General features: G+C 37.0%; 21 protein-coding genes, 1 pseudogene and 1 riboswitch. Of the genes and pseudogenes, 16 read left to right on the top strand and 6 right to left on the bottom strand.

Translation table 11 applies throughout. The annotated features are described in order from the left end of the window. Positions 1 to 87: 87 nt before the first annotated feature. Positions 88 to 846 (top strand): carbon-nitrogen hydrolase family protein, encoded by a 759-nt coding sequence (locus A6755_RS05435; protein WP_063589992.1) that lies wholly within the window; start codon positions 88 to 90, stop codon positions 844 to 846. 352 nt (positions 847 to 1,198) lie between these two features. Beyond that, complete coding sequence (locus A6755_RS05440; RefSeq protein WP_063589993.1) at positions 1,199 to 1,618, top strand: VOC family protein; 420 nt, start codon at positions 1,199 to 1,201, stop codon at positions 1,616 to 1,618. Positions 1,619 to 1,943: 325 nt separating this feature from the next. On the opposite strand, the gene A6755_RS05445 is transcribed toward A6755_RS05440, so the two are convergent. Together A6755_RS05445 and dapA are read right to left on the bottom strand one after the other, a co-directional pair. Then, on the bottom strand, positions 1,944 to 2,906 hold the full coding sequence (locus A6755_RS05445) for a D-2-hydroxyacid dehydrogenase (protein WP_063589994.1): 963 nt from the start codon (positions 2,904 to 2,906) through the stop codon (positions 1,944 to 1,946). A gap of 128 nt (positions 2,907 to 3,034) precedes the next feature. Next, the gene (gene dapA, locus A6755_RS05450) at positions 3,035 to 3,931 is read right to left on the bottom strand and encodes a 4-hydroxy-tetrahydrodipicolinate synthase (protein WP_063589995.1); all 897 of its coding nucleotides are present in this window, start codon (positions 3,929 to 3,931) and stop codon (positions 3,035 to 3,037) included. 133 nt (positions 3,932 to 4,064) lie between these two features. Next, positions 4,065 to 4,243: riboswitch (Lysine riboswitch) on the bottom strand. 368 nt (positions 4,244 to 4,611) lie between these two features. Here dapA and A6755_RS05455 point away from each other — a divergent pair. Genes A6755_RS05455 through A6755_RS05465 form a run of 3 tightly spaced genes read left to right on the top strand, consistent with a single transcriptional unit; the run spans position 4,612 to position 8,276 of the window. Next, on the top strand, positions 4,612 to 6,084 hold the full coding sequence (locus A6755_RS05455; protein ID WP_084737459.1) for a spore germination protein: 1,473 nt from the start codon (positions 4,612 to 4,614) through the stop codon (positions 6,082 to 6,084). A 21-nt stretch (positions 6,085 to 6,105) separates the two neighbouring features. Further along, complete coding sequence (locus A6755_RS05460) at positions 6,106 to 7,191, top strand: GerAB/ArcD/ProY family transporter (protein WP_063589997.1); 1,086 nt, start codon at positions 6,106 to 6,108, stop codon at positions 7,189 to 7,191. After that, positions 7,188 to 8,276 carry a Ger(x)C family spore germination protein gene (locus tag A6755_RS05465; RefSeq protein WP_063589998.1) on the top strand — a complete coding sequence of 363 codons (1,089 nt, stop codon included), beginning with the start codon at positions 7,188 to 7,190 and terminating at the stop codon, positions 8,274 to 8,276. The genes A6755_RS05460 and A6755_RS05465 overlap by 4 nt, the downstream gene beginning before the upstream one ends. A gap of 516 nt (positions 8,277 to 8,792) precedes the next feature. Here the strand turns inward: A6755_RS05465 and A6755_RS26540 are convergent. Beyond that, positions 8,793 to 9,230 (bottom strand): hypothetical protein, encoded by a 438-nt coding sequence (locus A6755_RS26540; protein WP_134402087.1) that lies wholly within the window; start codon positions 9,228 to 9,230, stop codon positions 8,793 to 8,795. A 255-nt stretch (positions 9,231 to 9,485) separates the two neighbouring features. Here A6755_RS26540 and A6755_RS05475 point away from each other — a divergent pair, with 255 nt between their 5' ends. After that, the gene (locus A6755_RS05475; protein WP_063590000.1) at positions 9,486 to 10,277 is read left to right on the top strand and encodes a phosphotransferase; all 792 of its coding nucleotides are present in this window, start codon (positions 9,486 to 9,488) and stop codon (positions 10,275 to 10,277) included. Between the two features lie 193 nt (positions 10,278 to 10,470). Here A6755_RS05475 and A6755_RS05480 read toward each other — a convergent pair whose 3' ends face one another. Both A6755_RS05480 and A6755_RS05485 read right to left on the bottom strand, forming a co-directional pair. Further along, the gene (locus tag A6755_RS05480; RefSeq protein ID WP_063590001.1) at positions 10,471 to 10,959 is read right to left on the bottom strand and encodes a hypothetical protein; all 489 of its coding nucleotides are present in this window, start codon (positions 10,957 to 10,959) and stop codon (positions 10,471 to 10,473) included. Positions 10,960 to 10,987: 28 nt separating this feature from the next. Next, complete coding sequence (locus A6755_RS05485) at positions 10,988 to 11,401, bottom strand: thiol-disulfide oxidoreductase DCC family protein (RefSeq protein WP_063590002.1); 414 nt, start codon at positions 11,399 to 11,401, stop codon at positions 10,988 to 10,990. Between the two features lie 279 nt (positions 11,402 to 11,680). Between A6755_RS05485 and A6755_RS05490 the strand changes: the two genes are divergently transcribed. The 3 genes from A6755_RS05490 to A6755_RS05505 all read left to right on the top strand — a co-directional run bounded on the left by A6755_RS05490 (position 11,681) and on the right by A6755_RS05505 (position 14,513). Beyond that, a complete protein-coding gene (locus A6755_RS05490; RefSeq protein ID WP_063592449.1) occupies positions 11,681 to 12,214 on the top strand; it encodes a DinB family protein in 534 nt (177 codons plus the stop codon). 438 nt (positions 12,215 to 12,652) lie between these two features. Beyond that, the gene (locus A6755_RS05495) at positions 12,653 to 13,324 is read left to right on the top strand and encodes a hypothetical protein (protein ID WP_217349286.1); all 672 of its coding nucleotides are present in this window, start codon (positions 12,653 to 12,655) and stop codon (positions 13,322 to 13,324) included. Between the two features lie 514 nt (positions 13,325 to 13,838). Then, positions 13,839 to 14,513, top strand: a complete 675-nt coding sequence (locus A6755_RS05505; protein ID WP_063590004.1) for a hypothetical protein — start codon at positions 13,839 to 13,841, stop codon at positions 14,511 to 14,513. 345 nt (positions 14,514 to 14,858) lie between these two features. Here A6755_RS05505 and A6755_RS05510 read toward each other — a convergent pair whose 3' ends face one another. After that, the gene (locus A6755_RS05510) at positions 14,859 to 15,314 is read right to left on the bottom strand and encodes a YfmQ family protein (RefSeq protein ID WP_063590005.1); all 456 of its coding nucleotides are present in this window, start codon (positions 15,312 to 15,314) and stop codon (positions 14,859 to 14,861) included. Positions 15,315 to 16,360: 1,046 nt separating this feature from the next. Between A6755_RS05510 and A6755_RS05515 the strand changes: the two genes are divergently transcribed. From A6755_RS05515 to A6755_RS05540, 7 genes and pseudogenes are all read left to right on the top strand, one after another. After that, complete coding sequence (locus A6755_RS05515) at positions 16,361 to 17,113, top strand: DeoR/GlpR family DNA-binding transcription regulator (RefSeq protein WP_034304571.1); 753 nt, start codon at positions 16,361 to 16,363, stop codon at positions 17,111 to 17,113. Positions 17,114 to 17,660: 547 nt separating this feature from the next. Further along, positions 17,661 to 18,641 carry a substrate-binding domain-containing protein gene (locus tag A6755_RS05520; protein ID WP_063590006.1) on the top strand — a complete coding sequence of 327 codons (981 nt, stop codon included), beginning with the start codon at positions 17,661 to 17,663 and terminating at the stop codon, positions 18,639 to 18,641. 80 nt (positions 18,642 to 18,721) lie between these two features. Next, positions 18,722 to 20,287 (top strand): sugar ABC transporter ATP-binding protein, encoded by a 1,566-nt coding sequence (locus tag A6755_RS05525; protein WP_063590007.1) that lies wholly within the window; start codon positions 18,722 to 18,724, stop codon positions 20,285 to 20,287. 80 nt (positions 20,288 to 20,367) lie between these two features. Further along, positions 20,368 to 21,270, top strand: coding sequence for an ABC transporter permease (locus A6755_RS05530; protein ID WP_225988884.1), 903 nt, complete (start codon positions 20,368 to 20,370; stop codon positions 21,268 to 21,270). Between the two features lie 74 nt (positions 21,271 to 21,344). After that, positions 21,345 to 21,953 (top strand): annotated as a pseudogene (locus A6755_RS28210) (glycoside hydrolase family 32 protein); the annotation flags it as partial. A 1,407-nt stretch (positions 21,954 to 23,360) separates the two neighbouring features. Continuing rightward, a complete protein-coding gene (locus tag A6755_RS28215) occupies positions 23,361 to 24,374 on the top strand; it encodes a glycoside hydrolase family 32 protein (protein ID WP_431188844.1) in 1,014 nt (337 codons plus the stop codon). Positions 24,375 to 24,490: 116 nt separating this feature from the next. Beyond that, positions 24,491 to 25,456, top strand: coding sequence for a carbohydrate kinase family protein (locus A6755_RS05540; protein ID WP_063590009.1), 966 nt, complete (start codon positions 24,491 to 24,493; stop codon positions 25,454 to 25,456). The last annotated feature ends 96 nt before the right edge of the window (positions 25,457 to 25,552 follow it).

Genomic DNA, 25,552 nt, shown 5'->3' on the forward strand with positions numbered 1-25,552 from the left:
TAGATTACTTGAACAAGCCAATCCATGTCCATGCTACAATCATTACAAGCATGGCCATTAATATAAGTTGATGTTTGGGAGACCACTATGGGAAAAATAAAAATAGCTTTACTCCACCTATTGCCCATCGCTGGTGATGTGGAGCATAACCAAAAACTAATTGAACAAGCCATTCATATTGCATCAAATAATAATGCCGAATGGATTATAACACCCGAACTATGTGTCAGCGGACTTCAATTCAATCATAAGGTTGGGACTGGGTGGATTAACAAGCAACCTGATGATTGGATGAATAATTTGGGCCGTAAACTAAAGAATTTGAAAAGCACTGTATTTTTGGGCTGCCCTGAAAAAGGCAGTGATGGAGAGTTGTATAATTCTGTGTTTGTCATAGATAAAAAAGGTCATTTAATAGGTAAACAGAGAAAAATCAGTGTTATTGATGATTGGTCAGCTTCAGGGGAAGTATTGGAGCCAATAAAAACAGACAATGTTGAGGTTGGTATTATGATTTGTGCAGACGCATATAACAAAGATATTGCTTGCACCTTATCTGAAAAAGGAGCAGAAATATTACTTGCACCGTCTTCTTGGGGTCCCGGATTACATGGTCCGGAGGGAGAATGGGAACAAAGGTCACTAGAAACAGGGCTGCCCGTAATAGTCTGTAATCGTACTGGCGAAGACGAAACGGTCCGTTTTTGGGATGCAGAAAGCATGATCATAAAAAATGGTGTACCCCTCCTGGCTCATAAATCAAAACAATCAGCCATACTTACCTTTGAATGGGATTTACAAAGCATGGATTTACTATCCACTCATTTCGAGATCGATTACATATAATGAGAACTAAACCAACTCTTGTTGAAAGAAAGGGTGTGCTAGTGAAGAAACGGAGCTGTCATTAAGGCAGCTTTTTCTTATTGCTAGAGGAAGGTTAGTCAACAATGCCGTTTAAACTTTGTTCAACAATTGGGACATTTTCTTGAAAAAGAGAAGGGTTTATTCGTAAGTAAATCGAAGTTAATCAAAGGAATAAACGTTCAACCACTTTTGATAAATATTCACCTGCACTGACATACTGTAGTCAGCATAGACGTTTACAATAGCTATCGGAACAGCAACTAGGAAATCACCCGGTGACCCTAAATATTGAAGTATAGTTACTTACTCAACATTGAGGAGGAAATCGATTATGAGCGAAACAAAGACATTAAGAGGACTCACCACCGTCAGTTTTTGGGCGGACGATCTAGAGGCGGCAAAGAAGTGGTACGCAGAGCTGCTGGGTACCGACCCATACTTCGAACGCCCGGGATATGCCGAGTTTCGTCTCGGGGACTACCAGCACGAGCTGGGCCTAATCGATAGCCGCTACGCACCCGGTGGTTCGTCGACCGGAGCGGCCGGGGGTGCCGTCGTGTACTGGCACGTCGACGATGTGACAGCTACTTTCGAGAAGCTGCTGTCCATGGGAGCGAAAGAACACGAGGCACCCACAGTTCGCGGTCAGGGGTTCATTACTGCATCCGTGGTTGATCCCTTTGGGAATATCCTAGGCATTATGTACAATCAGCACTATTTGGAGGTTCTGGATTCGAACAGAAAAGCGTGATTCGCGCTGCCGGCATCCAAAGCATGTCCAGTTTCCACTACTCGCATCACTAGTTTGTTTATACAATTTATAGACTCGTTTACTGATCGGAGCTGTCATTTATGGCAGCTTTTTCTTATGGAACGATACATGAGGAGATAATATTAAATGGATGGTAGCCTTGCGTTATCTCCATCGAAAAAAAAGCCTATCTCTTGTGAGGGGCTTTTTGATTTGTAAAAGGAATATGAAGCTAAATAAATGTAGGCCGCATTCCTCCGTTGAAGAATGCGGCCTTTTCAATAAATATTTAATTGCAAGCAAATAACAACAATTCAAATCGGGTTTAATACCCTCGGTTCCGATCTACTATTCCACTTAATGGTTGTTCACTTGAAAATCGACTTAAATTTTCTATGAAAAAGCTGCTCACTTCGTTAATCGTACTTGGTCCTGACAGGTGAGAAGTGACAAATACATTCGGCATGGACCAGAAGGCATGTTCTTTTGGCAGCGGTTCTGTCTCAAATACATCGAGGACTGCTTCCTGTAGATGTCCTGCTCGCATGACAGATAGTAAATCCCCTTCATCTATCAATGCTCCGCGGCCAACGTTGATAAGGTAAGCGTTGGGTTTCATAGCTAAAATAAGGTCCTGGTTAATGATATGATAAGTGGAATCCGTTAAAGGAAGGGTCAGGACCAAATAATCCAGATCTTTTACAAATTCACCCCATTGATCTGGAGTAAAGTGGAGATCCACGAGTGTTGCTTGTTTTCCACTAAAGCTTAACCCATGAACATTCATATCAAATGCCCGGGCTTTACGTACAAGTTCAGCGCCAATCGATCCAAGTCCAGCCACCCCGATTGTTTTCCCCTTTAGAGTTTCAGAAATGAAAGGATCCCATCTCCGCTCCAATTGCGATTGTCTCATCCGAGGACCGTCTTTCACTATGTCCAAGAGAAACGAAAATACATATTCAGAGATGTAAGCACCAAATTGGTCAATAATTCGAGTTATTGTAATGTTTTGAGGTATTGATTTGTCTGCAATCAAATCATTGACCCCGGCTCCCATTGATTGAAACCAGCGAACAGATGAGGCAACTGGTTTACATAGTAATTGCGTTGGGAAATTCCATCCCAAAATAACTTCAGTGCCGGGTAAATATTTTTCTGCTTCCTCCAAAGTTTTCGCTGTCTTTACCGATAGGAACCCACTATTGCGGATACGCTCAGCATAAGCATCGACCTCTGTCTGAATAGGACTAAATACAAGAATGTTTGGTTTGTGTGTACCCCCCATTGGCTCTCTCCTTATTGATTCTTTATATATAGTATAAATTCTTCCACCTGAGTCGTACATGGATAAAAAAACAGTGCATTTCTTTCGAGTATGCACTGCTTGTTAAAATTTCTCCAGAATCATTCGTTTTATTTATTTAATAAAATGGCTTCTGCGTTACTAGGCTGTAGAACTATTTGCAGTGCTGTTTCTTCTTCATCGTTTAACGGGATCAATGGTAAGCGGACACCTCCAACATGTAACCCCCGCATATTTAATGCTGATTTTACTGGTCCCGGGCTTGGTGCGGCAAATAATGCTTTCATGATTGGAAGAAGGGTACGATGTGCAGCGGCAGCGCCAAGGACATCACCATTTTTAAAGCTATTGATCATTTCTTGCATTTCATTACCAATTATGTGTGAAGAAACCGAAACGACGCCTGTTCCACCGATGGCTAAAACTGGTAATGTCAACCCATCATCGCCGCTGTACAAAGTAAAATCACTAGTTGTTTTGCTTATGATTTGTGCCATGGCATCTAAGTCACCGCTTGCTTCTTTTACTGCCACGATATTGTTGATTTTTGAGAGGCTGACAATCGTCTCCACTGACATGTTTACAACACTTCGTCCTGGAATATTATAAAGCATTACCGGTAATGATGTTGAATGGGCTATAGCGCTAAAGTGCTGAAATAATCCTTCTTGAGACGGCTTGTTATAGTATGGGGTGACGAGCATGATTCCGTCGACTCCTGCTGCCTCTGCTTGCTTTGTTAAGCTGATGGAAGCTCTCGTGTTATTTGAGCCGGTTCCAGCTATGACTGGAACTCTTCCATCAACAACTTCTACAACAAATTTGAATAAATCTATTTTCTCTTCTTGAGTTAATGTAGGGGACTCTCCAGTTGTACCGGCTATTACCAATCCATCAGAACCATTAGCAATCAAATGGTTTACTAAAGTTCTCGTAGCATTAAAATCAACCTCTTCATTATGATTGAATGGGGTAACCATTGCGGTTAAAACTTGGCCAAAATTCATAACTTCACACCCTTTTGTATAATTTTTAAAAATATTCAGAGGTGGTTAGGGCCATTCAGGAGTAAACGCAAAAAAGCAACAACGAGGATTCGCTGCTGCATTAGAAACAATATTTACCAAAAAATGTTTCCGCGCATAAGATAGCCCTCCATATAGTTTCCTATATGACAGTCCTGTATTTATTCAATAGCAGAACCAGCTTCAAGAACATGAGATTCTTTCCGCTTCGGCAAATTCCCCTTTCCACAATAGTCATAGGATCTCATTCTCCTCAAAATGTGTACTAATGGTCTTTGCTCCTCTATCCTCACTTCAAAAAAATTTGAAGTAAGAAAATATTTAATTGATTGTAATATAACAGGGAATCCATTCTGTTGCAAGCCTAATTATGAAGTTTTTTAAGAATGCTAGAAATCTATGGGAATGGCTAGAGTATTGGGGTGGATTCATCTTTATTCGTTATAGGCTGAACAAATATTCAATGGACGAGGGAGTAGTAGACAATACAACTCCCTTTAATGATTCCTTTTCATTTACCGATTAAAACTCACTAATAAATTTATTGAAAATTACAGTTGGCCGCTAATTTTAATCAGTAATTTCAACTAAGTATTCGTGCGTATAAAATCCTACCATTCGTTAATAATATCCATATCTTACAATCAAAGGAGTGGAGTCTGTTGAAAAGATATTCATTCTTTAAAAAGCAAGAAAATCATAAATCTACAGACTTCACTGATGTACTCGAACATCTGCAAAAGTCCAAGGACTTCACAAGCTTTACTCTCAATTTTGAAAATGAAATATACTGTGTATCTTTTTTCGATACATTAATTGATAAAGATATAATGCATAGAGACCTCCTTCCTTATTTACATACAAATTCTTCAACTCTGGAGGAGCTTGTACACAACTTGCCAATAGAGGGGCTTGTTTTCACAAAAAATCCTGCTGAACTACAAAGTCAGCTGTTAATGGGTTATATAGCCATAACATTAAATAAATCTGATCAGGCAGTTTTAGTTAAAGCAGCAAATAACACTTCGAGGCAAGTTACACTGCCAGAGGTGGAGTTCAGTGTTGTCGGTCCGAAAGAGGCACTGGTTGAATCACTTGATACGAATTTATATTTAATCCGAAAACGGCTTCCAATTGCAGAACTTGCTGTTGAAGAAATTATTGTTGGGAAGTTATCCAAAACAAGAGTGGCTGTGCTTCATATAGAAGGAATTGCAAATAAGGAGAATGTAGAAACCGTCATACAGCGCATATCTGATTTAAGGGTCAACCAAATAATTGATAGCTCCTATATTTCACAAATGATTGAAGATAATAAAAATTCTCCTTTTCCTCAATTTATCGATACGGAACGACCTGATCGATTGGCTGCGGTACTAGGAGAAGGCAAAGTAGTGATCTTGGTGGATGGAGCTCCACATGGCTTACTTGGGCCCTCCACATTCTTTGAATACTTTGCGGCATTCGAAGATTATTTTCTCAACTGGACGATTGCCTCATTCTTTAGGCTTATTCGTTTTTTTGCTGTATTGTTTTCCATCCTAATGACCCCCATATATGTCGCAGTTCTCACTTATCATTATGAGTTGATCCCAAAGGATTTAGTCAGTACGCTTGTGATTTCTCGTAGCGGTATTCCATTTCCACCGATTTTAGAAGCATTAATCTTGGAATTAGCCATCGAACTTCTCAGGGAGGCAGGAGCTAGACTGCCGACTAAAGTAGGTCAAACAATAGGTATCGTAGGTGGTATTGTAATTGGGACGGCATCTGTTGAAGCAGGGCTGACGAGTAACGTATTATTAATTCTTGTTGCATTGTCGGCTCTTGGTTCTTTTACTACACCTGTTTATCAAATGGGTAATACCATTCGCTTAATTCGATTTCCTCTCCTACTCATGGCTTATTTTTTAGGATTATTGGGTATAGCTATCAGTTTTTGTTTTTTGCTTGTGCATTTACTGAGGATAACTTCCTTAGGGAGGCCATTTCTTGAACCGTTATATCCGCCAAGGATTTATGATATGCGGGATGCCTTGATACGTTTACCATTTTTTCTTCAGGCTAAACGTCCAATTGAGGTTCAGACGGAAGACACTGTTCGGTTAGAACCCAAGGAGGATTCTAAAGAGTAAGTGAGAGTGGAGGTTTCTTACATGAACGATAAAAGTGATCAAATCTCGCCATTTCTAGTCTTTTTTTTAATCGTTAAAATTCAAGTGGGTGTAGGGGTCCTGGGATTTCAAAGGATAATTATTCAATCTGCTGGCCATGATGCTTGGATGGCGGTCATTATAAGTGGTGTAGTCTTTTCATTGGGTATTTGGGGTATGTACAAGCTATTAAATCGGCACGATATGGACTTAATAGGCATACAGAAACGACTTTTTGGAAAGTGGCTTGGCGGTTTACTAAATATCATCTGGATACTGTATTGGCTGATGGTGGGTATTTCTGTTTTAAGATCCTATCTTGAAATCGTTCAATCATGGGTATTCCCCCAAATTAACACATGGTTGGTGACCTCCATATTTGCTTTATTAATTTATTATGTGGTTTTAGGTGGGTTTAGAGTGGTCGCCGGTTTTTGTTTTTTAGGGATCAGTATCCCTTCTTATTTAATTCTAACTTTTTATTTCCCGCTGGAATTTACACATTTTCGCAACCTATTGCCCATATGGGATCATTCTCTTAAAGACATGGCCCTTGCATCTAAGCAAATGTCATATAGCTATTTAGGCGTTTCCACTTTAATGATGTATTATCCATTGGTTAAGCATCGTAATAGTTCACAAAAGTGGGCGCAACTAGGAAATCTTACTTCTGTTTTCCTTTATTTATGCCTAACGATCCTGACAATAGGGTATTACAGTGAAGGCCAAATCAGTAGATATATTTGGGCAACTTTGTCCTTTTGGGGAATTGTACAAATGCCTTTTGTTGAACGGTTTGAGTACATAGGAATCGCTACATGGGTCTTAGTTTTAGTACCTAGTGTATGTCTTTATATGTGGGTTTCGGCAAGGGGGATTTCACAATACTTTAAAATGAAGCAGAAAACAATTTATGCTCTACTATTAATTTTATTGGTTGTGATGACAAATCTAATTAAAGGCAGGGGAATGATTAATCAATTTGTGGATTACATTTCAAATTTAGGATTGATTTTGGAAATTCCTTATGTCTTATTTCTGGTTTGTTTATCTACTGTCATGTCAAATAAAAAGGAAGATAAAAAATGAGAATTTTATTCGCGAAATTGGCCCTGATACTTCTTTTAATTAGTGTTCTCTCAGGCTGCATGGGGGTGGAAAGCAAAGTTCTCGATGAAATAAATTTGGCAACAGCCATCGGATATGATTATGTCGATAAGACTCATTTCGAAGCTATCGCTGTAACACCTCTTTATTATCCTGATAAAACCATTAAAAATATTACCTTTAGTTCGAAATCATCACTTAGTAAAGACGTGCGAGATGAGATGAATCAGCAATCTGAAAGACCCATATTTAGTGGGAAATTAGAGGTGGTCTTATACGAAAAAAGGCTTGCGAAACAAGGAATATTCTATCTAATTGATACATTAATCAGAGACCCTTCAATTGGAACTACTTTAAAACTCGGCATTGTCGAAGGGAGTTCAAAGGGTGTGTTAAGCCCGCAGTTTGGCAACATAGATAAAGGAATTTATTTATCTAATACAATTGAACAAAATATAAAAATGGGTATGTTGCCTAAAACTAACCTCCATCTTTTTTTGTATGCTCATTACTCTGAAGGAATGGACCCATTCTTACCTATCGTAAAAGCATTGGATGGGAAAGTTTATATTAAAGGAAATGCCATGTTTAATAGTAAAGGGGAATACGTGTATCAGACTAAGAGCCGAGAAAATGTTATTTTCAAAATGTTATATGAAAATACAACAAGCAAGGAAGGGTTCTCTACAAAAATTGAAGGGAGAGAATTTGCTTCCGTCAACAATATAAAAACAAAAAGGTCTTATAAGATTTCAAAGCCGATGACAGATACTCCTATAACGATCGATCTCGAGATAAAGGCACTATTGCGAGAATATACCGGTGATGAAGTAACTCCTAAAATGATTAAAATTATAGAAGATAAAATGTCCAAAGATGTGAAGGAACGCTCGGAAAATTTAGTGAGGAATTTTCAAAAACTACATGTTGATCCCCTAGGGATTGGCGAACAAGTACGAACGAGGACTAGAAGCTGGGATAAGAAAAAATGGGATGAAATTTATACTTCTATCCCGATAAATGTGAATGCTAAAGTTGAAATTTTAGAATCGGGTGTTGTGGAATAGGAGGAAGCGGAGTTGCGGTTTGGGGAAATAAAGCGACAGGAGTTCTTCTTTATAAAAAATGAAAAATTCGGGAGTTGATTTGTAAAATATTAGCATCATTTACAGGGTGCTTTTATTTGCTGAAAATTATTTTATAAATTTCCATCTGCATTCTATGTATCTAATTATTCTAAAAATCCCTTGAATCACCACTAGATTTTGCTAAAAAAGCAAGAGACGTAATTAGAGTATTAAAAGTGTAGTCATACCATCCGAGGCAAGCTTTACATCAAGGAGATTTACAATCCCCCTGATGTTCTCTTTTTGCATATCATGTTTCTTATTTATTCCCTGGAGCAGGCTAAGTAGGGGGCGTGCGTTTATGACACTAACAAAACAGCAAAAAGACAATTAATAAATTAATTGCCTTTTTTCACCTTGCTTGGAATAGAGAAGAATATGAAGGAGTCATTCAGAACTTCCTGACCCCCATCTCCCATAGGGGAGTTTTTAATTTTCCCAATCCTCTATAAAGTCTTAAGCATTAAACATCGGTTGCGTTGTAACGGGGCAAATCGTTTTAACGGAACAAATAGATGAAAGGCTAATAGTGAAATTACCCATTGCTCTGTCAGTAACTACTACTTGTCCAGTAACAGCATCAAAACTGCGTAACTCTACAAATATAGGTTTAAATGGTTCAGCGGTTGTAGTGAATCCAATGATTGAACCTATGGTAGAATTTCTTAAAAACTCACTTATTTGTTGTCGGGTCTGACATGCTTGTCCGATTGGCGAAAATCTTTTTTGTTTATGCCCTTTGTCCTTTGCTTTATCACAGCAGGATGTTTTATCACAGCAGGATGATTTATCATGGCTGGATGACTTATCACAGCAGGATGATTTATCATGGCTGGATGAACTATGACCGCAGAATGGATTATGACGGCATAAAAAATCATTACTTAAATTCATAAATATCACTCCTTTTTCTACTATATATATGAGATAAAACAAAACATGCTTGTACAAATTTACTAAAATCCCTGCCTTTATCGTATCCGTCCATGAATATTTCTAAGTAATGTTTCGTAAGTCGTAAAGAGTTAAGAATGTCCTTAAAAACGGGTGCATAAGCTGAAGGTCGGAACTTACTTTAAGACAGTTTAGTTGAACAAACAGGAATTGTTATACGTGTTATAGAAAGTCATCTTAGGGAGGGATCCATGGATGTCAAACCTTGATAATGAAGAAATGCTAACAGGGGGGAATGTTTCTGATGTTTATCGTTCAGGAGATACTGTTCGACGGGAATTAAAGCCTGATAGTCCCAAAATTCATAAGCTATTAAAGCATTTGGAGAATAAAGGTTTCAGTTATGCACCAAAGTTTTTAGGTATTGATGAAAAAAGAAGAGAAATATTATCATTTATTGAAGGAGAAGCTGGTAATTATCCTTTAAAGGCATACATGTGGTCAGATGATGTCTTAATGGAAATAGCGAAAATGCTCCGTCTTTATCATGATTCTGTCAGTGATTTTTCATTTGATGATAGCTGGCAACCGATTGATAACACCCCACATCAACCTGAGGTGCTGTGCCATAATGATTTTGCGATGTACAACATTATTTTTAATCATAAAAAACCAATGGGTATTATTGATTTTGATGTTGCTGGACCCGGTCCAAGACTTTGGGACATAGCTTACACACTTTATACTTGCGTTCCCTTAAGCAGATTTCATCTTTCTGAAGCAGGTGAGAAAGTTTATTACCATTCATTACAGCATGGTACCCGTATAAAACAAAGAATCAGATTGTTTCTTGAATCTTACGGTGAGGGAATAGAAGCAGACTATTTGGAAATGGTATTGCTGCGATTAGAAGGGTTATGTAAAACAATTACAAGAAAAGCCAGTGAAGGGGAGATTACTTTTCAAAAGATGATAGAGGAAGGGCATCTTGAACATTATCAAAACGATATTAACTTCATTCGAGAACATGGAAAGGATTGGATGTAAGGGTGGGTTTTTGGTTTCAAACCTACAGCATAGGCGAATAAAACCCATTGGCCGCCAAGGGGTTTTATTTTTGATGGTTTTTTAAAGAGTGATTATGCCAACAATATTATGGATCAAGAATCTTTTTTTACAACAAAATAATAAAAACAAGATATTGAAAAGATTAAAAGTAAAAGAAGAAAATTTACTATAGTCAATTTATATTCACCTGTTTCTTAATTTTTTTAGGTTGTATCGACTCTTTACCGATAACTGGATTTGCTAAAAAGATCATTCTAAGCTTTTTATATTCAAATAATAGAAGGGAAATACTCATAAGTGTCAATACAGAACTAATGCCGAGCGCTGGTATGCCAAAACAGTAATTAAGGATAGTGATATTTACTGTGATAGGCAGGTAAATAATATTCCCTAATGTTGCTGTTCTTGGAATTAATAATAACAAGGCTGCTGTTAACTCTCCGAATGCTATAAATAAATTATAAGTATGGGAGTAACCAAAGAAGTGCCAAGCTAATTGCATAGCGGAGTCCTTGGTGGAATCAAATATAAAATCCCCGGTGGAAAATTGTCCTGGATATATCTTGGCCATCCCATAAATGAAAAAGGTTAAAGCTAAATACCATCTCAACGCAGTAATCGTACTCATTTTAAGTTTCTTAAGGGAACTTTTCTTATTCATTATTTATCTATCCTACTTTCCATTTTAGTTATTCAATAAATCTGTTTTTTATATCTTGTGTCGGTATCATACAAGCACTTTTTTTACCAAACCAGGTATAACGGTTTTTTGCAATGAAACGGTAACCTTTATCCCGAATCAATTTAGGTATCATCCATAATGGAATGAGGCATTTTATAGGTCCTTTAAGTTTATTTAAAATGTATAAGATAGCCGTAGATTCAGTGAATATTTGATCGTTATCAATCAAGATAATAGAATCCAACTCTTTATTAGTTAGATTGTGGCTTTCCATAATTGAGCGTGCTAACTCTGATTGAAGAGACAAAAATTTAAATATGCCATTTGGATCCCTTTTTATCACAAATTGGATCCAATGATTACACAAGTTACAAATACCATCAAACATAATTATGGGATGATTGTCTTTTTGGGCTCTCATAACATTTCCTCTCTTTAAGTATTTGTAAATATTATCTATAAAAATTATAATGTGGAAGTTAATAAAGTTCACCTAACAATATTGTGAGATATGCTAACAATTTTGTCAGGTGAACTTCATATGTTTTAAGAAGAGTACCTAAATAAAGTCTAATCGTTTATAAACATGATGAACCGAAATCACTACTTTCTTGAATAGGCGAGAAGGGATTATTTGTAAGTTAGTCGAAGTTAATAACATTAAGGAGAAAGAAAAATTATAAAGAAAGTGGGAGATCTATTGGATACAAAAGAGGTATTGAAGCGATTCGAACAGGTGTCTGCATACTATATTGAAGAGTTAAGTAAATATTCGCTGGATGAGTTTACGAGGAAGCCTTCTGAGGATGAATGGTCATTAGGACAAATGTACAATCATTTAATAAAGAGTACCCTTAGTCTCCATTTGAAAGCCATTGAGCAATGTGTTAATGGCACTACTTCCGATGGCGGTGAAAAAACAGAAATAGGCGAGTCGATTTTCAAAGAAGGGACGTTTCCTCCAGTCAGGTTAAAAGGTCCGGATACACCGGATTTCACACCGCCAAATCCTGCAGGAAAAGAAGAAGTAAAGGAAGGACTACTTCAAATCGTTGAGAAAATGCAAGAGATCGAGAGAAAGCTCTCTGACATTCCGGCCAGCCAGAAAGTTCAGCACCGGAGAATGGGATATTTAAATGCAAAGGAATATTTTCAGCTAATCGAAATGCACTTCCGTCACCACTTTCGGCAAAAAGAACGTATCGATCAGTTTCTTTTAAAAGTAAGTAAGTAATCTTTATTGTTATAGCATTTATTTGACCGTCGAGATATCAGCAGGAGCCCAGTGAGGGAGTTCCAAAGAGCTGAGAAGGTGCCATTCAAGTTAAACCAAGCCGTTTACAACGAAGGTTGATTATAAACTGTTGAATGACGAATAGAATTATTCCGTTAAGAGTAACGAAAAAAGCCAATTTCTCAATTTTAATGCTGAGAAATTGGCTTTTTAATATCGGAATTTTCCTTAACGTTATAAATACCTCTTATAGAACTTCCCTAGTTTAATGGGCAATGCTCGGAAAATTGCTTATTCGCAGGATTTCTAACCACATGGTATAGGCGGAATTTGCTTTGGCAGCTCTTTTTTCTTATGGAGCTAAAGGTGAATAATAATAAGTAAAAGTTATTCTTTATAATTATTGATATTTGATTCAATAGAAGGAAGGTTTTTGTATTGGAAATTGAAAAATATAATTTGGTTAATCAAAATAATTGTAAAAAACCTAATTATAAAATAGATGATAAAGAAATATATTTTGATATTTATGTTAGCCCTGATAAAGAAGTGTGTATCATAGGCAGTTTAGACAACAATTATATTTGTTGGACTTCGATTGCCATTCTTGATGAAAGTGATTTGATTGTTACGATTATCGATTACATATTGAAACGTAAACCTGTTATGGTTTCAAGTATCTCTTGCGCATTAGGATTTCGTTACGAGGAAGTAATGAACTGGCATAAATTTCTCATTTCCAAAAAACTGTATAGTGATGGTGAGTATCGTTACTACTCACAAGCCAGTCCTGCCTATTTAGGAGATAACGAAATGTATCTTGCTAAATATATGTCAGGGGAAATAAACAGGTTTTATTATTTGGAGTTATCGAAGTGTAAATATCGTTTGATGGATAGCTATTATTTTAAAATATTAGAAGGTTATAAAAAACTTTTAACACAGAAGGAAAATTACGAATACTATTACGAAATGAAACCTCTTATTTCCTTATTGAAAAGTGAAAGTTATCTGAAATTATCTCCGAATGAGGAAATAAGAAATATATACTTGGATTGTATGAAGGAATGTTCTAACCTATATAATCGCTATATGTCATCAGTAAGGTAAATGATTGAAATGATATATTAATTATAAATTGTTAGGGGAGATAAAATATGATTGAATACTTAAATGGAAAGGAATACTGGAACGGAAAGGAATGTACGGGCAATTTTGTGTATCGCACATTAGCGGATATGTTCCCCGACGATTATGAACGATACCGAAAAGAATCAATGGAATTTAAAGAAAAGCATACTGTTTTACACTGCTCTCTTTGTTCTGATAAATGGGTTCATAATGACACCGATATGTCTACTTTTCAATGTCCTTCCTGCAAGTCCATAGAATTTGAAAAGTTATAAGCCCTTATTAAGTCTTAGTGATTGTGAATAAATGCAATTAAACTAAAGGGTGCGTTAGCTGAAGATCGGAGCTGTCATTAAGGGCGCTTTTTCTTTATGCAACAAAAGGGGCAAGTTAGTTCAACAACTGATACTTTAATAAGCCAGTGAAAACAACTTTTTCACGTGGTATATAATAAAAATGTAACTATCCGAACCTTTTAAGAGAGGCGAATAACATGAAGGTAGAAATAAGCCACTTCCCTCCAGAAGAAATAATAACTAAGCCTGGCCCAGAAGCCACTTATCCTTTTGAGATAACCGGTGAGTTCAAATATATCGTAGAGTTTTCTTGTTATATTGATGGGGATTATGCAGAAGCCCATGAAGAATTCTTTTGCAATTGGCTGGAGAGCCCAAATTATTACCCTATTTATTCACTTGCGGAAATCTATGATTTTCAACTAGAAGAGTACGAAGAGCTGTTTAAGAAGCAAAATATAGAGTTCAATTATATGAAGGGGAGTAGTAAAGACTCGTTCTATGTAAAGGTAAATATCCGCAGCCCACAGCAATTTAAACAATATTATCCTTATTTACACGGGAATGGGAGCATGTTGAACCTATCATTATGGTCCTTAAAACAGGATGTCTTCAGACTGGAGGAAAGGGAACATGAGTCACCTTATCCCGTAAAAAGGACTAAAAATAACCGAACAAGACTTATTAAACTAAAATGGATAGCCAATACCCTGATAGCAACGTTAAATGAGAGTTCCACTATGTTTTGGGTAGGGCATGATGGCGATTATATAGCCGCATTCTCAAATGATGAAAACTTTTCAACAATAGACTCTCTTCAAAAAATAATGCCGGAAAAGGTTGAGCTGGTGACTGATTATGAATGGGAATAGTGTTTTCCCTTTCCAACCCTTGTTGAACCAACGGGTGCTTTATTTCATTATCAAGAGCTGATCAGCAGCTCTTTTTCTTATGGAACTAAAGGGGCAGGATAGTTAAACAAGAAAGTCGGGACCAATCATTTGCCTAATATATATGGATAAAGAGAGTTGAGCTTTTTAATTCAGCTAAAGTGTGCTTCGTACTGGAAAATGGTCACTGATTATCAATAACGCGATCTATATGAGCGAGCAAAAAATGAAGGCATCCTCATAAGAGAAGAAGAAGTCGTGTCAGAAAATAAATAATTCCCTATCAAAAAACCACACATCATGGTGTGGTTTTTCATTTTCTTCCTTTTATGCTTCTTTTACATCCATTTCCTTCATCATCGAACGCTCTTGGAGACTTTCGGAACGCATGCTATATGCCACGAGCTTCTTCTTGTCCTGTTTTACAACATCCACATGGTCGCCGTACACGAACACCAATAACTGAATATCCCTTTTGCCTTTTTTCGTATCAATGACCAATGGCTTCACACCACTCTTTGGGTGTAAAAATAAGGAATCGTTTCCGGGGAATATATGATTTTTCTTCAAAACCATCGCATGGTTAACATCCTGAATTACTTGGTTCTTCTCTTCCCCTTCCAATCGTTTTCCGTCCATCGTGATCACGGTATTCCCGTCACTAAGTGTTGGATGCATCTTAAATTTATTCAAAAGCCAATTGACGACATCGGTTGGAAGGCAGGTAACAACTAGTTTAAATATCGTCATAATAATGGTCAAAATCAAAACGGGTCCTGTCATTTTTTCATCATCTCCGTATGTTATAAATGCCTCATGATAAGTAGCTGCCTCTATATTACCAAAAGAATAGACATTTTTTATTCGAAAATATGTCCATTCTCGCAACGTTTTCTTTTTAGAGCGTGCGGTATCAACTAACGGACAGGGGTTGCTTCCGGAGCTCCTTTCATATGGAAAAGGATAGATTAGTTTAAGAAGCGTAGTGTATTCATACTATGCATTAATTTCTTTTCAAATACCCACAATAAGAATACCTGTAGTAAAAGGAGTGCTACACTGGATACTTTATTTTCTTCAATTCACATAATCTTAACTGGTATATTAATTGCAATCATAGTCTTTTTCGCTGTCTATGGAATAATCCTTATTTTTATCTTTGCTAAATTTGTAACTAGAAAAAAGGATAAAGGGATTATTCTGTTATTTGTTTTCTTAGTTTATTTTAGAAAAATCCTAATTTCACAGTTTGTGTCAACTCTGAAATAATTCTTATAGAACCAACGGGTGCGTTAGCTGAAGATCGGAGCTGTTTTTAAGGCAGCTTTTTCTTTATGCATGTAAAGTGGGAAGATAATCCGATAATAAAAAAATACATATATAACGAGATTTGGTAAAATTAATTAGAGGAGAAGGGTGCTTTAATTATCTTGGTTATTTGTTTCTTTTCTGGAAATATGGCACAAGTGATTGACCCTGGAATAACAACTTTTCGTGTAGTGATGATATGTGGAATCATTATATCTTTTTCTTAGTGAGAAAGGACTTTGGAGAAAATTAGCTTTAGGTCTTAATATATTTGTTGGTTTAGTTTACTTTATGGCTGTTGAATTAATGAGAATAATATTCCAGGGTAATGGATTTTAAATTGTTTATTCAACAAACAGGTGCGTACTTCATTACCAGGAGCTGATCAACAGCTCCTTTTTCTTATGGGGATACCCTATAGTTCTCACATGTCACTGCAAAATTCTATATACTAAAATTAATTAAACTAGAATACACGAAGAACCTTTAAATAGAAGTGTAATACGAAGGAGGATCATATCATGCTTATTACGGAACGGCATCAATTAATTTTAAAGCTATTAAAAGAAAAGGAGAATGTTAAAATTCATGAGCTAGTAGAATTAACAAATACTTCAGAATCTACTTTGCGTCGTGATCTAGATCAATTAGAAAAGCAGAACTACTTAAAACGTGTACATGGTGGAGCTTCACTTTTACATAGTAAACGAGACGAACCAAGTGTGTTTGAGAAAATAACGCAGAACCTTGAGGAAAAAGCTAAGATAGCAAAATATGCGGCAGAACTAATTTTGGACGGCGACTGTGTTTATCTTGATGCTGGAACAACAACGTATCAGATGATCAAACATTTAAGACAAAAAGATATCGTTGTCATTACAAACGGAATTGATCATTTAGATGCATTACTTGAAAATGAAATATGTACATATTTCATTGGTGGGTTTGTTAAAAAGATTACCAAAGCAACAGTTGGACGTTATGCATACGAAAGTATAAAAAAATACAGATTTGATAAGTGTTTCATGGGTACGAACGCTATTCATTATAATTTTGGATTGACTACCCCAGATCCAGAAGAGGCGCAAATAAAAGAAAGAGCCATCTTTTTGTCACGTGAGGCCTTTGTATTAGCAGATCATACAAAATTTGGAGAAGTATCATTTTCTAAGTTTGCAGATTTAAACCAGACGAAAGTTATTACGAATGAAGAAGGTACAATAACGTTAGGAAAATATAAGGAGAAAACAGAGATAATTATTGTGAGGGACTAAAAACTAAATTTGCTATCGTTGAAGGAAAGCTGGTATTCAAACTGTCTGATTCAGACAGTTTGAATACCAGCTTTTTTTGAAGATTCTGAAATTATTTTATTGGAAATTTTCCTCTTTGTTTTATCACTATAATAAAGAATGCTTGATTTATTGTAATGTGGCCAATTAACAAAGAGGGAAAATCTGCTCCATGTATTAAACATTCCATTTGAACGTTTAATATTTTATGTTATCAATATATTTTTTGTAATAATTGGAACTGTTGACAATTACAAACAGCTCTAATATAATCAAAATCAATCAAAAACAATCAAAATCAATCAATTATAATTCTAATGTGTAAAGGGGAATCTTATTGTTTTACAAGAGATGAAAGCGTTATCAATAAATAGTCAATGTAAAAAACTATCAAAATCAACCATACTTCCATTGTTTCAATCAAAAATATTCATTTAAGGAGGTGATCTAGTTTAAGAGATTGAGAGCGGTAACAATTTCTCGTTCTGTAGCTAATTATTTTCATCTTCAAAAACTAGGGGGGACTAATATGGTGAATTATGTAAAAGTAATAGGAATGCTAGTTTTGGCGTTTGTAATTGCCACGATGACGGCATGTAGTGGGGCTAGTGAATCATCAAATGGATCAACAGACGGTAACGAAGGACAAAAAGGTAACAAACAATTAACGATCGGTGTAGCGGTGGGTAGTTTAGCAAACCCTTTCTTCGTCTCCATGGCTAAAGGTGCTGAAGAAGCAGGAAAAGAATTAGGTGCTGAAGTTCTAGTTGAAAGCGCTGAATATGATTTAGCCAAACAAGCAGCTCAAATTGAAAACTTTATTACGAAAAAGGTAGATATCATTCTTTTAAATGCTGTTGATACAAAAGGAATTGCGGCAGCTGTTCAACAGGCTAAAGCGGCTGATATTCCAGTAGTTGCTGTAGATACCAATGCTGAAGGTGGTGTCGATGCCACTGTTACTTCAGACAACTATCAAGCTGGTAAACTGGCCGGAGAATATGTGATTGAACAATTAGATGGAAAAGGAAAAATAGTTATTATTGATGGACCTCCTGTTTCGGCTGTATCTGATCGTATTCAAGGATTTGAAGATGCAATAAAGGATTCCGAAATTAAAGTTATCGCGAAGCAAAATGGAGAAGGGAATCGCGAAAAGGCATTAACGGTGATGGAAAGTATTTTACAAGCTAATTCATCAGGCTCTATTGACGCTGTATTTGCGATTAATGATCCAGAAGCAATTGGTGTTGAAATTGCTCAAGAGCAAGCGAATCGTAAAGATGAATTTTTCATTGTCGGAGTGGACGGTGCTCCTGAAGCCACAGAAGCAATGGCAAAGGAAGGAAGTACAATTGCTGCTACTTCAGCTCAGTCACCTAGTAACATGATCAAAAAAGCTGTTGAAATCGGAATGAAAGTGAAAAATGATGAAAAAGTTGAGGAGCTTATTAAAGTTCCAGTTGAGATTGTGACTCAAGATACATTAGATTCTTACCAAGGTTGGTAAGAATCTTTCAATAAATAGGCTGATAAGGATTCCTCCTTTAATCAGCCTATTCAAATCAATATAAGGGGTGAGATAAAGGTATGGCTGTGAATGAAATGTCCCTTAAAGGCCAACAAAGTCTAAAAAAGCCAGTGTTGAATATGGAAGGGATTGGTAAGACATTCTCGAGTGTAACCGTATTGAACAATGTGAGAATTGAACTTTATCCAGGTGAAGTACATGCATTAATGGGAGAGAATGGCGCTGGAAAGTCAACTTTCATGAAAATCCTCGCAGGCATTCATACACCTGATGACAATGGTGGGAAAATCTACTTGAAAGGTCAACCAATTTTATGGAAGGACCCTACTGATGCAAGGAACAAAGGAATTAGTGTTATTCATCAGGAGTTAAACCTTTCTCCTAATTTAACAATAAGTGAAAATATCTTAATGGGTTCCACCTTTCCTAGAAATGGTTTAGGAATGGTGAAATGGGATAAGGTCCATGAACGTGCCCAAGAGGTGTTAGATTCAATGGGGTCGAATCTAAATCCACGCCAATTGGTTTCGACCTTAAGTGTTGCTCAACAACAAATGGTCGAGATCGCCCGAGCATTATCCTTTAATGCAGAGGTACTCATAATGGATGAACCAACCGCCTCTTTAACAGATAAAGAAATAAAAAAGCTGTTTGAAATTATTGATGATTTGAAAAAGCAGGGAGTTGCCATTGTATATATCTCTCACAGAATGGAAGAAATCTTTAAAATTTCTAATAGGTTCACTGTATTACGTGACGGTGAATGGATTGCAAGTGGGCCGATTGAAGAGACAAATCCTGATCATCTCGTAAAGCTGATGGTAGGACGGGATTTAAAGGACTTGTTTAATCGGTCAAAAGCCTTTGGCACAAAAAATCCAAAGGAAGTTTCACCTGTACTTGAATTGAAAAATGTTTCTGATAACACAATTGTAAAGAATGTATCTTTAAAAATTTACCCAGGTGAAATTGTTGGTTTAGCGGGGCTTGTTGGTGCTGGCAGAACAGAATTGGTTAGGGCCATTTTCGGTTTGTCCGAGTTGAAAAGTGGCGAAATATTGGTTGATGGTCAATCTGTTAGAATCAAATCATCAATAGATGCTATTGCTAATAGGATTGCACATGTACCTGAAAGCAGGAAAGAACAAGGGTTATTTTTATCAATGTCCGTAAAAGAGAACATCATAATGGCTGAATTGAAAAAACACGCTAAAGCAGGAATTGTTAGTTGGAAGCAAGTAAATGAAAGCGCTAACCAATATATTGAAGACTTAAATATAAAAATAGCTTCCCCAGAACAGCAAGTATCAAACTTAAGTGGTGGGAATCAACAAAAGGTAGTGATCGCTAGGTGGCTATCAATTGCACCAAAGGTATTACTACTTGATGAGCCAACACGAGGGGTTGATATAGGTGCCAAGACTGAAATCCACAAGATTGTTTCAAAGCTTGCAGACGAAGGGTTGGCCGTTTTAATGATATCATCCGAACTTCCTGAAGTATTGGGGGTAAGTGATCGAATACTTGTCATGAGTGAAGGAAGGTTAACAGGCGAGCTTTCGAAGGAAGAAGCTACACAGGAAACAATTATGCGTTTAGCTACCAAAGGGGGGAGAGAGAAATGAGAGGGAATACGCAAACTATTACACATTCACAACGCCTAAATATAGGAAATGTCCTTTATTCTTTATGGAATAGGCTTGGCATGATCATGATTTTATTATTATTGTGTGTAGTACTTTCATTTACAGCACCAAATTTTTTAGATACAGCCAATTTATTGAATGTATTAAAACAAGTTTCCATTATTGCTATTTTAGCTGCTGGGATGACAATCGTTATTTTAACTGGTGGTATTGATTTATCAGTTGGTGCAACAGTTGCTCTATCTGGCGTTATCTCAGTCATGGTCTCTTCTGCAGGAGTTAATCCTATTATTGCGATGTTATCAGGCGTACTAGTAGGGTATGCAGTAGGACTGATTAATGGGTTTCTTACAGCCAAAGCAAAGTTACCAGCATTTATTGTTACACTAGGCAGCTTCACATATGTTCGTGGACTCGCTTATGTCATTAGTGGCGGTTATCCAATTGTTTTACAAAACGAAACATTTAAATTCATCGGTGGTGGAAGTATTTTCGGAATCCCCACTCCTATTTATATCATGTCTTTAGTATATGTTGTGATGTTTTTTGTTCTTAAATATACGATGTTCGGTCGTCATATTTATGCGATTGGTGGCAATGAAGAGGCAGCTCGGTTAACTGGAATTAAGGTTGAAAAGTCTTTAATCAATGTGTATTCGATTAGTGGTTTACTAGCTGGTTTAGGAGGAGTCGTTTTAGCGGGAAGGTTGTTTTCTGGACAGCCAACTGCTGGTCAAATGTATGAATTAGACGCAATTGCTGCTGTTATTCTAGGAGGAACAAGTTTAACAGGTGGAAAAGGGAAAATAATAGGAACAATTATTGGGGTTTTAATTATGGGGGTAATCAGTAATGGGTTAACTCTAATGGATGTCAACTATTATTGGCAGTTAGTTGTAAAAGGTGGAGTCATTGTAGCAGCCGTCCTATTAGATCGATTGCGCGGAAATAGTCCAGCATAACGATCACATGTCATTTTAGATTTTAAAAAAAGGGATGTGAAATAAAGGTGAAGAGGATTATTAGTACTCTACTAATATGTTCAACTGTCACTTGTTTACCATTTAATAGTGCATATGCAGAAGACCCTGGGTATTATAATGAACCATACCGTAATCAATTTCATTTTTCTCCTGAAGCTAACTGGATGAATGATCCGAATGGTATGGTTTTTTATAAAGGTGAATATCATTTGTTTTATCAATATCATCCGTATGGAACGACATGGGGACCGATGCATTGGGGGCATGCTGTCAGTAAAGATCTTGTTAATTGGGAGCATTTGCCGATTGCTTTATCGCCGGATGAAAACGGCCAGATTTTCTCGGGGAGTGCCGTTATCGATTGGAACAATACAGCTGGCTTTGGAAAAGAAGCAATGGTTGCCATCTTTACGCATTCTGGGGATAAGCAAGTCCAAAGTATAGCGTATAGCTTAGATAAAGGAAGAACTTGGGAAAAGTATAAAGGGAATCCCGTAATGCCAGACCCTCCTTTACAAGATTGGCGCGATCCTAAAGTATTTTGGCATGAAGAATCGAACCAATGGGTTATGTCGTTAGCGGCTAAGGATAAGATCATGTTTTATACCTCACCTAATTTAAAAGAGTGGGAGTATGCAAGTGAATTCGGTGAAGATGGTGGAATACAAGCAAATAGCTTAGACAGAACTTCTTATACCATGTCATCCCAGACAGGTGAATCATTTAGCTATGAGGGAAATATTACGCTTAATGAGAAGAATGGGAGAGAAGGGGCAGGCGGTTTAGTTTTTCGGTCAGACAGGAGTGCAAAGAACGGCTATGTTGCGAGCTTAGATGCCAAAAACGATGTCATAACATTAAGTAAGAATATAGATGGAACAAACGAGGAAATTGCGAGAAAACCTTTTACCCTCAAAACCTCAACTACCTACCATGTGAAGGTGGAAACAGATGGGGATCAAATTCAAGTCTCTGTAAACGACCAATCGGTTATAAAAAAAACAGATATAGAATTCGATTATGGATACTATGGATTGTCAGCGTGGAATTCAACGGCTGCCTTTCGAAATGTGGAGTTCAAGAATACATCTAACTTTGAAACCAATTTATCAAAATGGACAGATGTAAACGGAAGCTGGGAGAACACGATGGATGGAAAAAGTGGAACCTCTACGGAGGATGCTTTTGTAATGAGTGGTCAAACAGGGGATAACTTTTTTTATGAAGCAAACATTGAGATATCTGGGGAAAAAGGCGGCAATGGAGCTGGCTCGCTCGTTTTTCGTGCAGATCCTCATGCAACAAACGGTTATATGGCGAATATCGATGCTTTAAACGATACAATAAAAATCATGAAAATCGAAAATGGAGACATATCCATTCTAGCTGAAAAAACAATAAATCTAGATACAGATAAAAGGTACCATTTAAAAGCAAGCACCCATGGAAAAAATATTAAAATTTCTTTAGATGGAAATCTCATTCATGATGTAAATGATTCAACTTTTTCATCAGGGCATTTTGGCTTAAATGTTTGGAATTCATCCACGTTATTCCAAGATGTTCAAGTTGGTAAGAACATCATGACAGATGAGAAGGAAATTATTAATCATGATTTTGAAACAGGTGATCTAACTGGGTGGAGTACAATCGAAGGTAATGCTTTCACAAAAGATCATGTGACAAATGTACCATCATACTGGGGAGGGGATTTCGGCCACCAAGGAAACTACCACTTATGGGGGTTTACTGATCTACAAAAGGGAGATGACGCAACAGGTGAACTGCACTCCTCATATTTTAAACTAGGTGGCTCCGGAGAAATCAACTTTCTGTTGGGCGGTGGTAATGATATCAACACCCGCTATGTTTCGTTAGTGAGAGCCTCTGATGATCAAGAATTAATTCGACAAGCCAATACCAAATTTAAAGAAGAAAAATATCAAAAATACGTCTGGGATGCTTCTAAATACATTGGAGAAGTGTTATATATTAAAGCTGTAGACCAAGCTGCAGGTGGTTGGGGTCATATAAACATGGATGATGTTAATGTTTATAATGAAGGGGCCATGCCAAATGAAGTAGACCAAGTTGCCAAAGAGCCTGAGAAAGGCGATTCGAAAGAAAGCGGCATCCTTACAGACTGGTCTGCTGTTTCTGGAGAGTGGATACCTTCTACTCATGGCAGTAACGGAGGGATTTGGGAATGTCCTACTCTCATCGAATTACCAATTGATGGTGACCCTTCAAAAACAAAATGGGTACTACAGGTAAGCATTAATGATGGAGCTCCTGCAGGCGGGTCAGGTATGCAATATTTTGTAGGTACCTTTGACGGGAAAACGTTTAAAAATGAAAACCCTTCCAATCAAGTGTTATGGACTGACTACGGGGCAGATTATTATGCCGCAGTTGATTGGAGCGGAATTGAAGGGAAGAATGGCGAAAAATATTGGATTGGCTGGATGAGTAATTGGCAATATGCAAATCATACACCAACTTCTACTTGGAGAAGTTCAACGACATTGCCAAGAAAGATGGAGCTAACTCAGACAGAAGAAGGTTTACGTTTAAAACAAACACCAGTTTCTTTAGAAACCATTCGAGATAAGAGTGAAGAAATTTCATATGAAAATAAAGTCATATCTGGTGAAAGTAATCTCCTATCCAAACTATCAGAAGATACATTTGAAATGATAGCTGAGTTTGATGTAGATGATATAAAAGCAACTGAATTCGGCTTTCAAGTTCGTAAAGGAGCAACTGAATATACGACTATTGGCTATGATGTTGCCACCAAACAGTTATTCGTGGACCGTTCAAATTCAGGAAGCTTTGATTATGGGAACAATGTGGTCGGTAAGCATGACGGACCGTTACATGCATTAAATGGGACTGTGAAAATGCATATTTTCATTGACCGATCTGCTGTAGAAGTGTTTGGAAACAAAGGTGAAACGGTTATTTCTGATCAAATTTTCCCGGATCCATCAAGTAAAGGATTACAAATTTATAGCAAGGGTGGAGAAGTTACATTAAAGTCTTTGAAAATATACCCTTTAAAGAGTATATGGAAAAGATAAAGACTACATTTCAATCCTATTAAAGATGGGTTGATAGTAAGAGTTTATGAAGGCTGTCGAAAATGATCGATAGCCTTTCATTTTACCTAAATCACAAGAATGGAGATGTAATGTAAATGAATAAAACAAACCGCGCAGTCATATGCGTTGGGGAGCTTTTGATCGATTTTTATTGTACAGATATTGATGTTAATTTAATGGAAGGTAATCATTTTCTAAAGAAAGCAGGGGGTGCACCAGCGAATGTCGCAGCTGCTATTTCAAAGCTGGGTGGGGAAGCGAGTCTTATTGGAAAAGTAGGAAATGACCCATTTGGATTATTTTTAATAGAAACGATAAAAGAGGTGGGGGTTGATACATCGATGATTGTTACTGATGATTTGGCACCAACTACTTTAGCATTTGTTTCTTTACAAGCAAATGGTGAAAGGGATTTTGTATTCAATAGAGGAGCGGATCGAAATTTAACAGAGGATAACTTATACCTAGATAGATTAAGTGGTGCAAAGATCATTCACTTTGGATCTGCAACTGCATTTCTGGAAGACCCTTTTAAAACAACTTATTTAAAGGCAATGGAATTTGCACAAAATAGGGGGATCTTTCTATCGTTTGACCCTAACTTCCGGCATGATTTATGGGAAAATAGAGTGGCTGAATTTATTAGTTTAGCCAGAAAGGGTATATCAATGGCTGACTTTGTAAAAGTAAGCGAAGTAGAGCTTGAACTAATCACGGGAAAAATGGATAAATATGATGGAATAGCAATGCTCCATCATTTAGGGGCAAAAATAGTGGCTGTTACCCTTGGATGGGAAGGCACTCTTCTTTCTAATGGAAGTGGAATGAGTGTAATAAACAGCGTCGAAGTAAATTCAATTGACTCAACTGGTGCTGGTGATGCATTTGTCGGTGCTGCTTTATTTCAATTTGCAAATCTTGAGTCCTATGACACAATTCTTAATGATTTTAGTAAACTTAAAGAAATCATTCTTTTTGCAAATAAAGTAGGTGCCGTCGTATGTACGAAGGTAGGAGCGATTTCTTCTCTGCCAAACGAAGAGGATATATATAAGATTTAGGCTTCATCGTATTGTTTCGGATTGTGAAAAAATTGCGATAGGAGGTCTTGGTGTTTCGCGATTTTTAGAGGTATTCGAAGAGGAACTGATGCTCAT

This window comes from Peribacillus frigoritolerans (assembly GCF_001636405.1).
Taxonomy (GTDB): domain Bacteria; phylum Bacillota; class Bacilli; order Bacillales; family DSM-1321; genus Peribacillus; species Peribacillus frigoritolerans.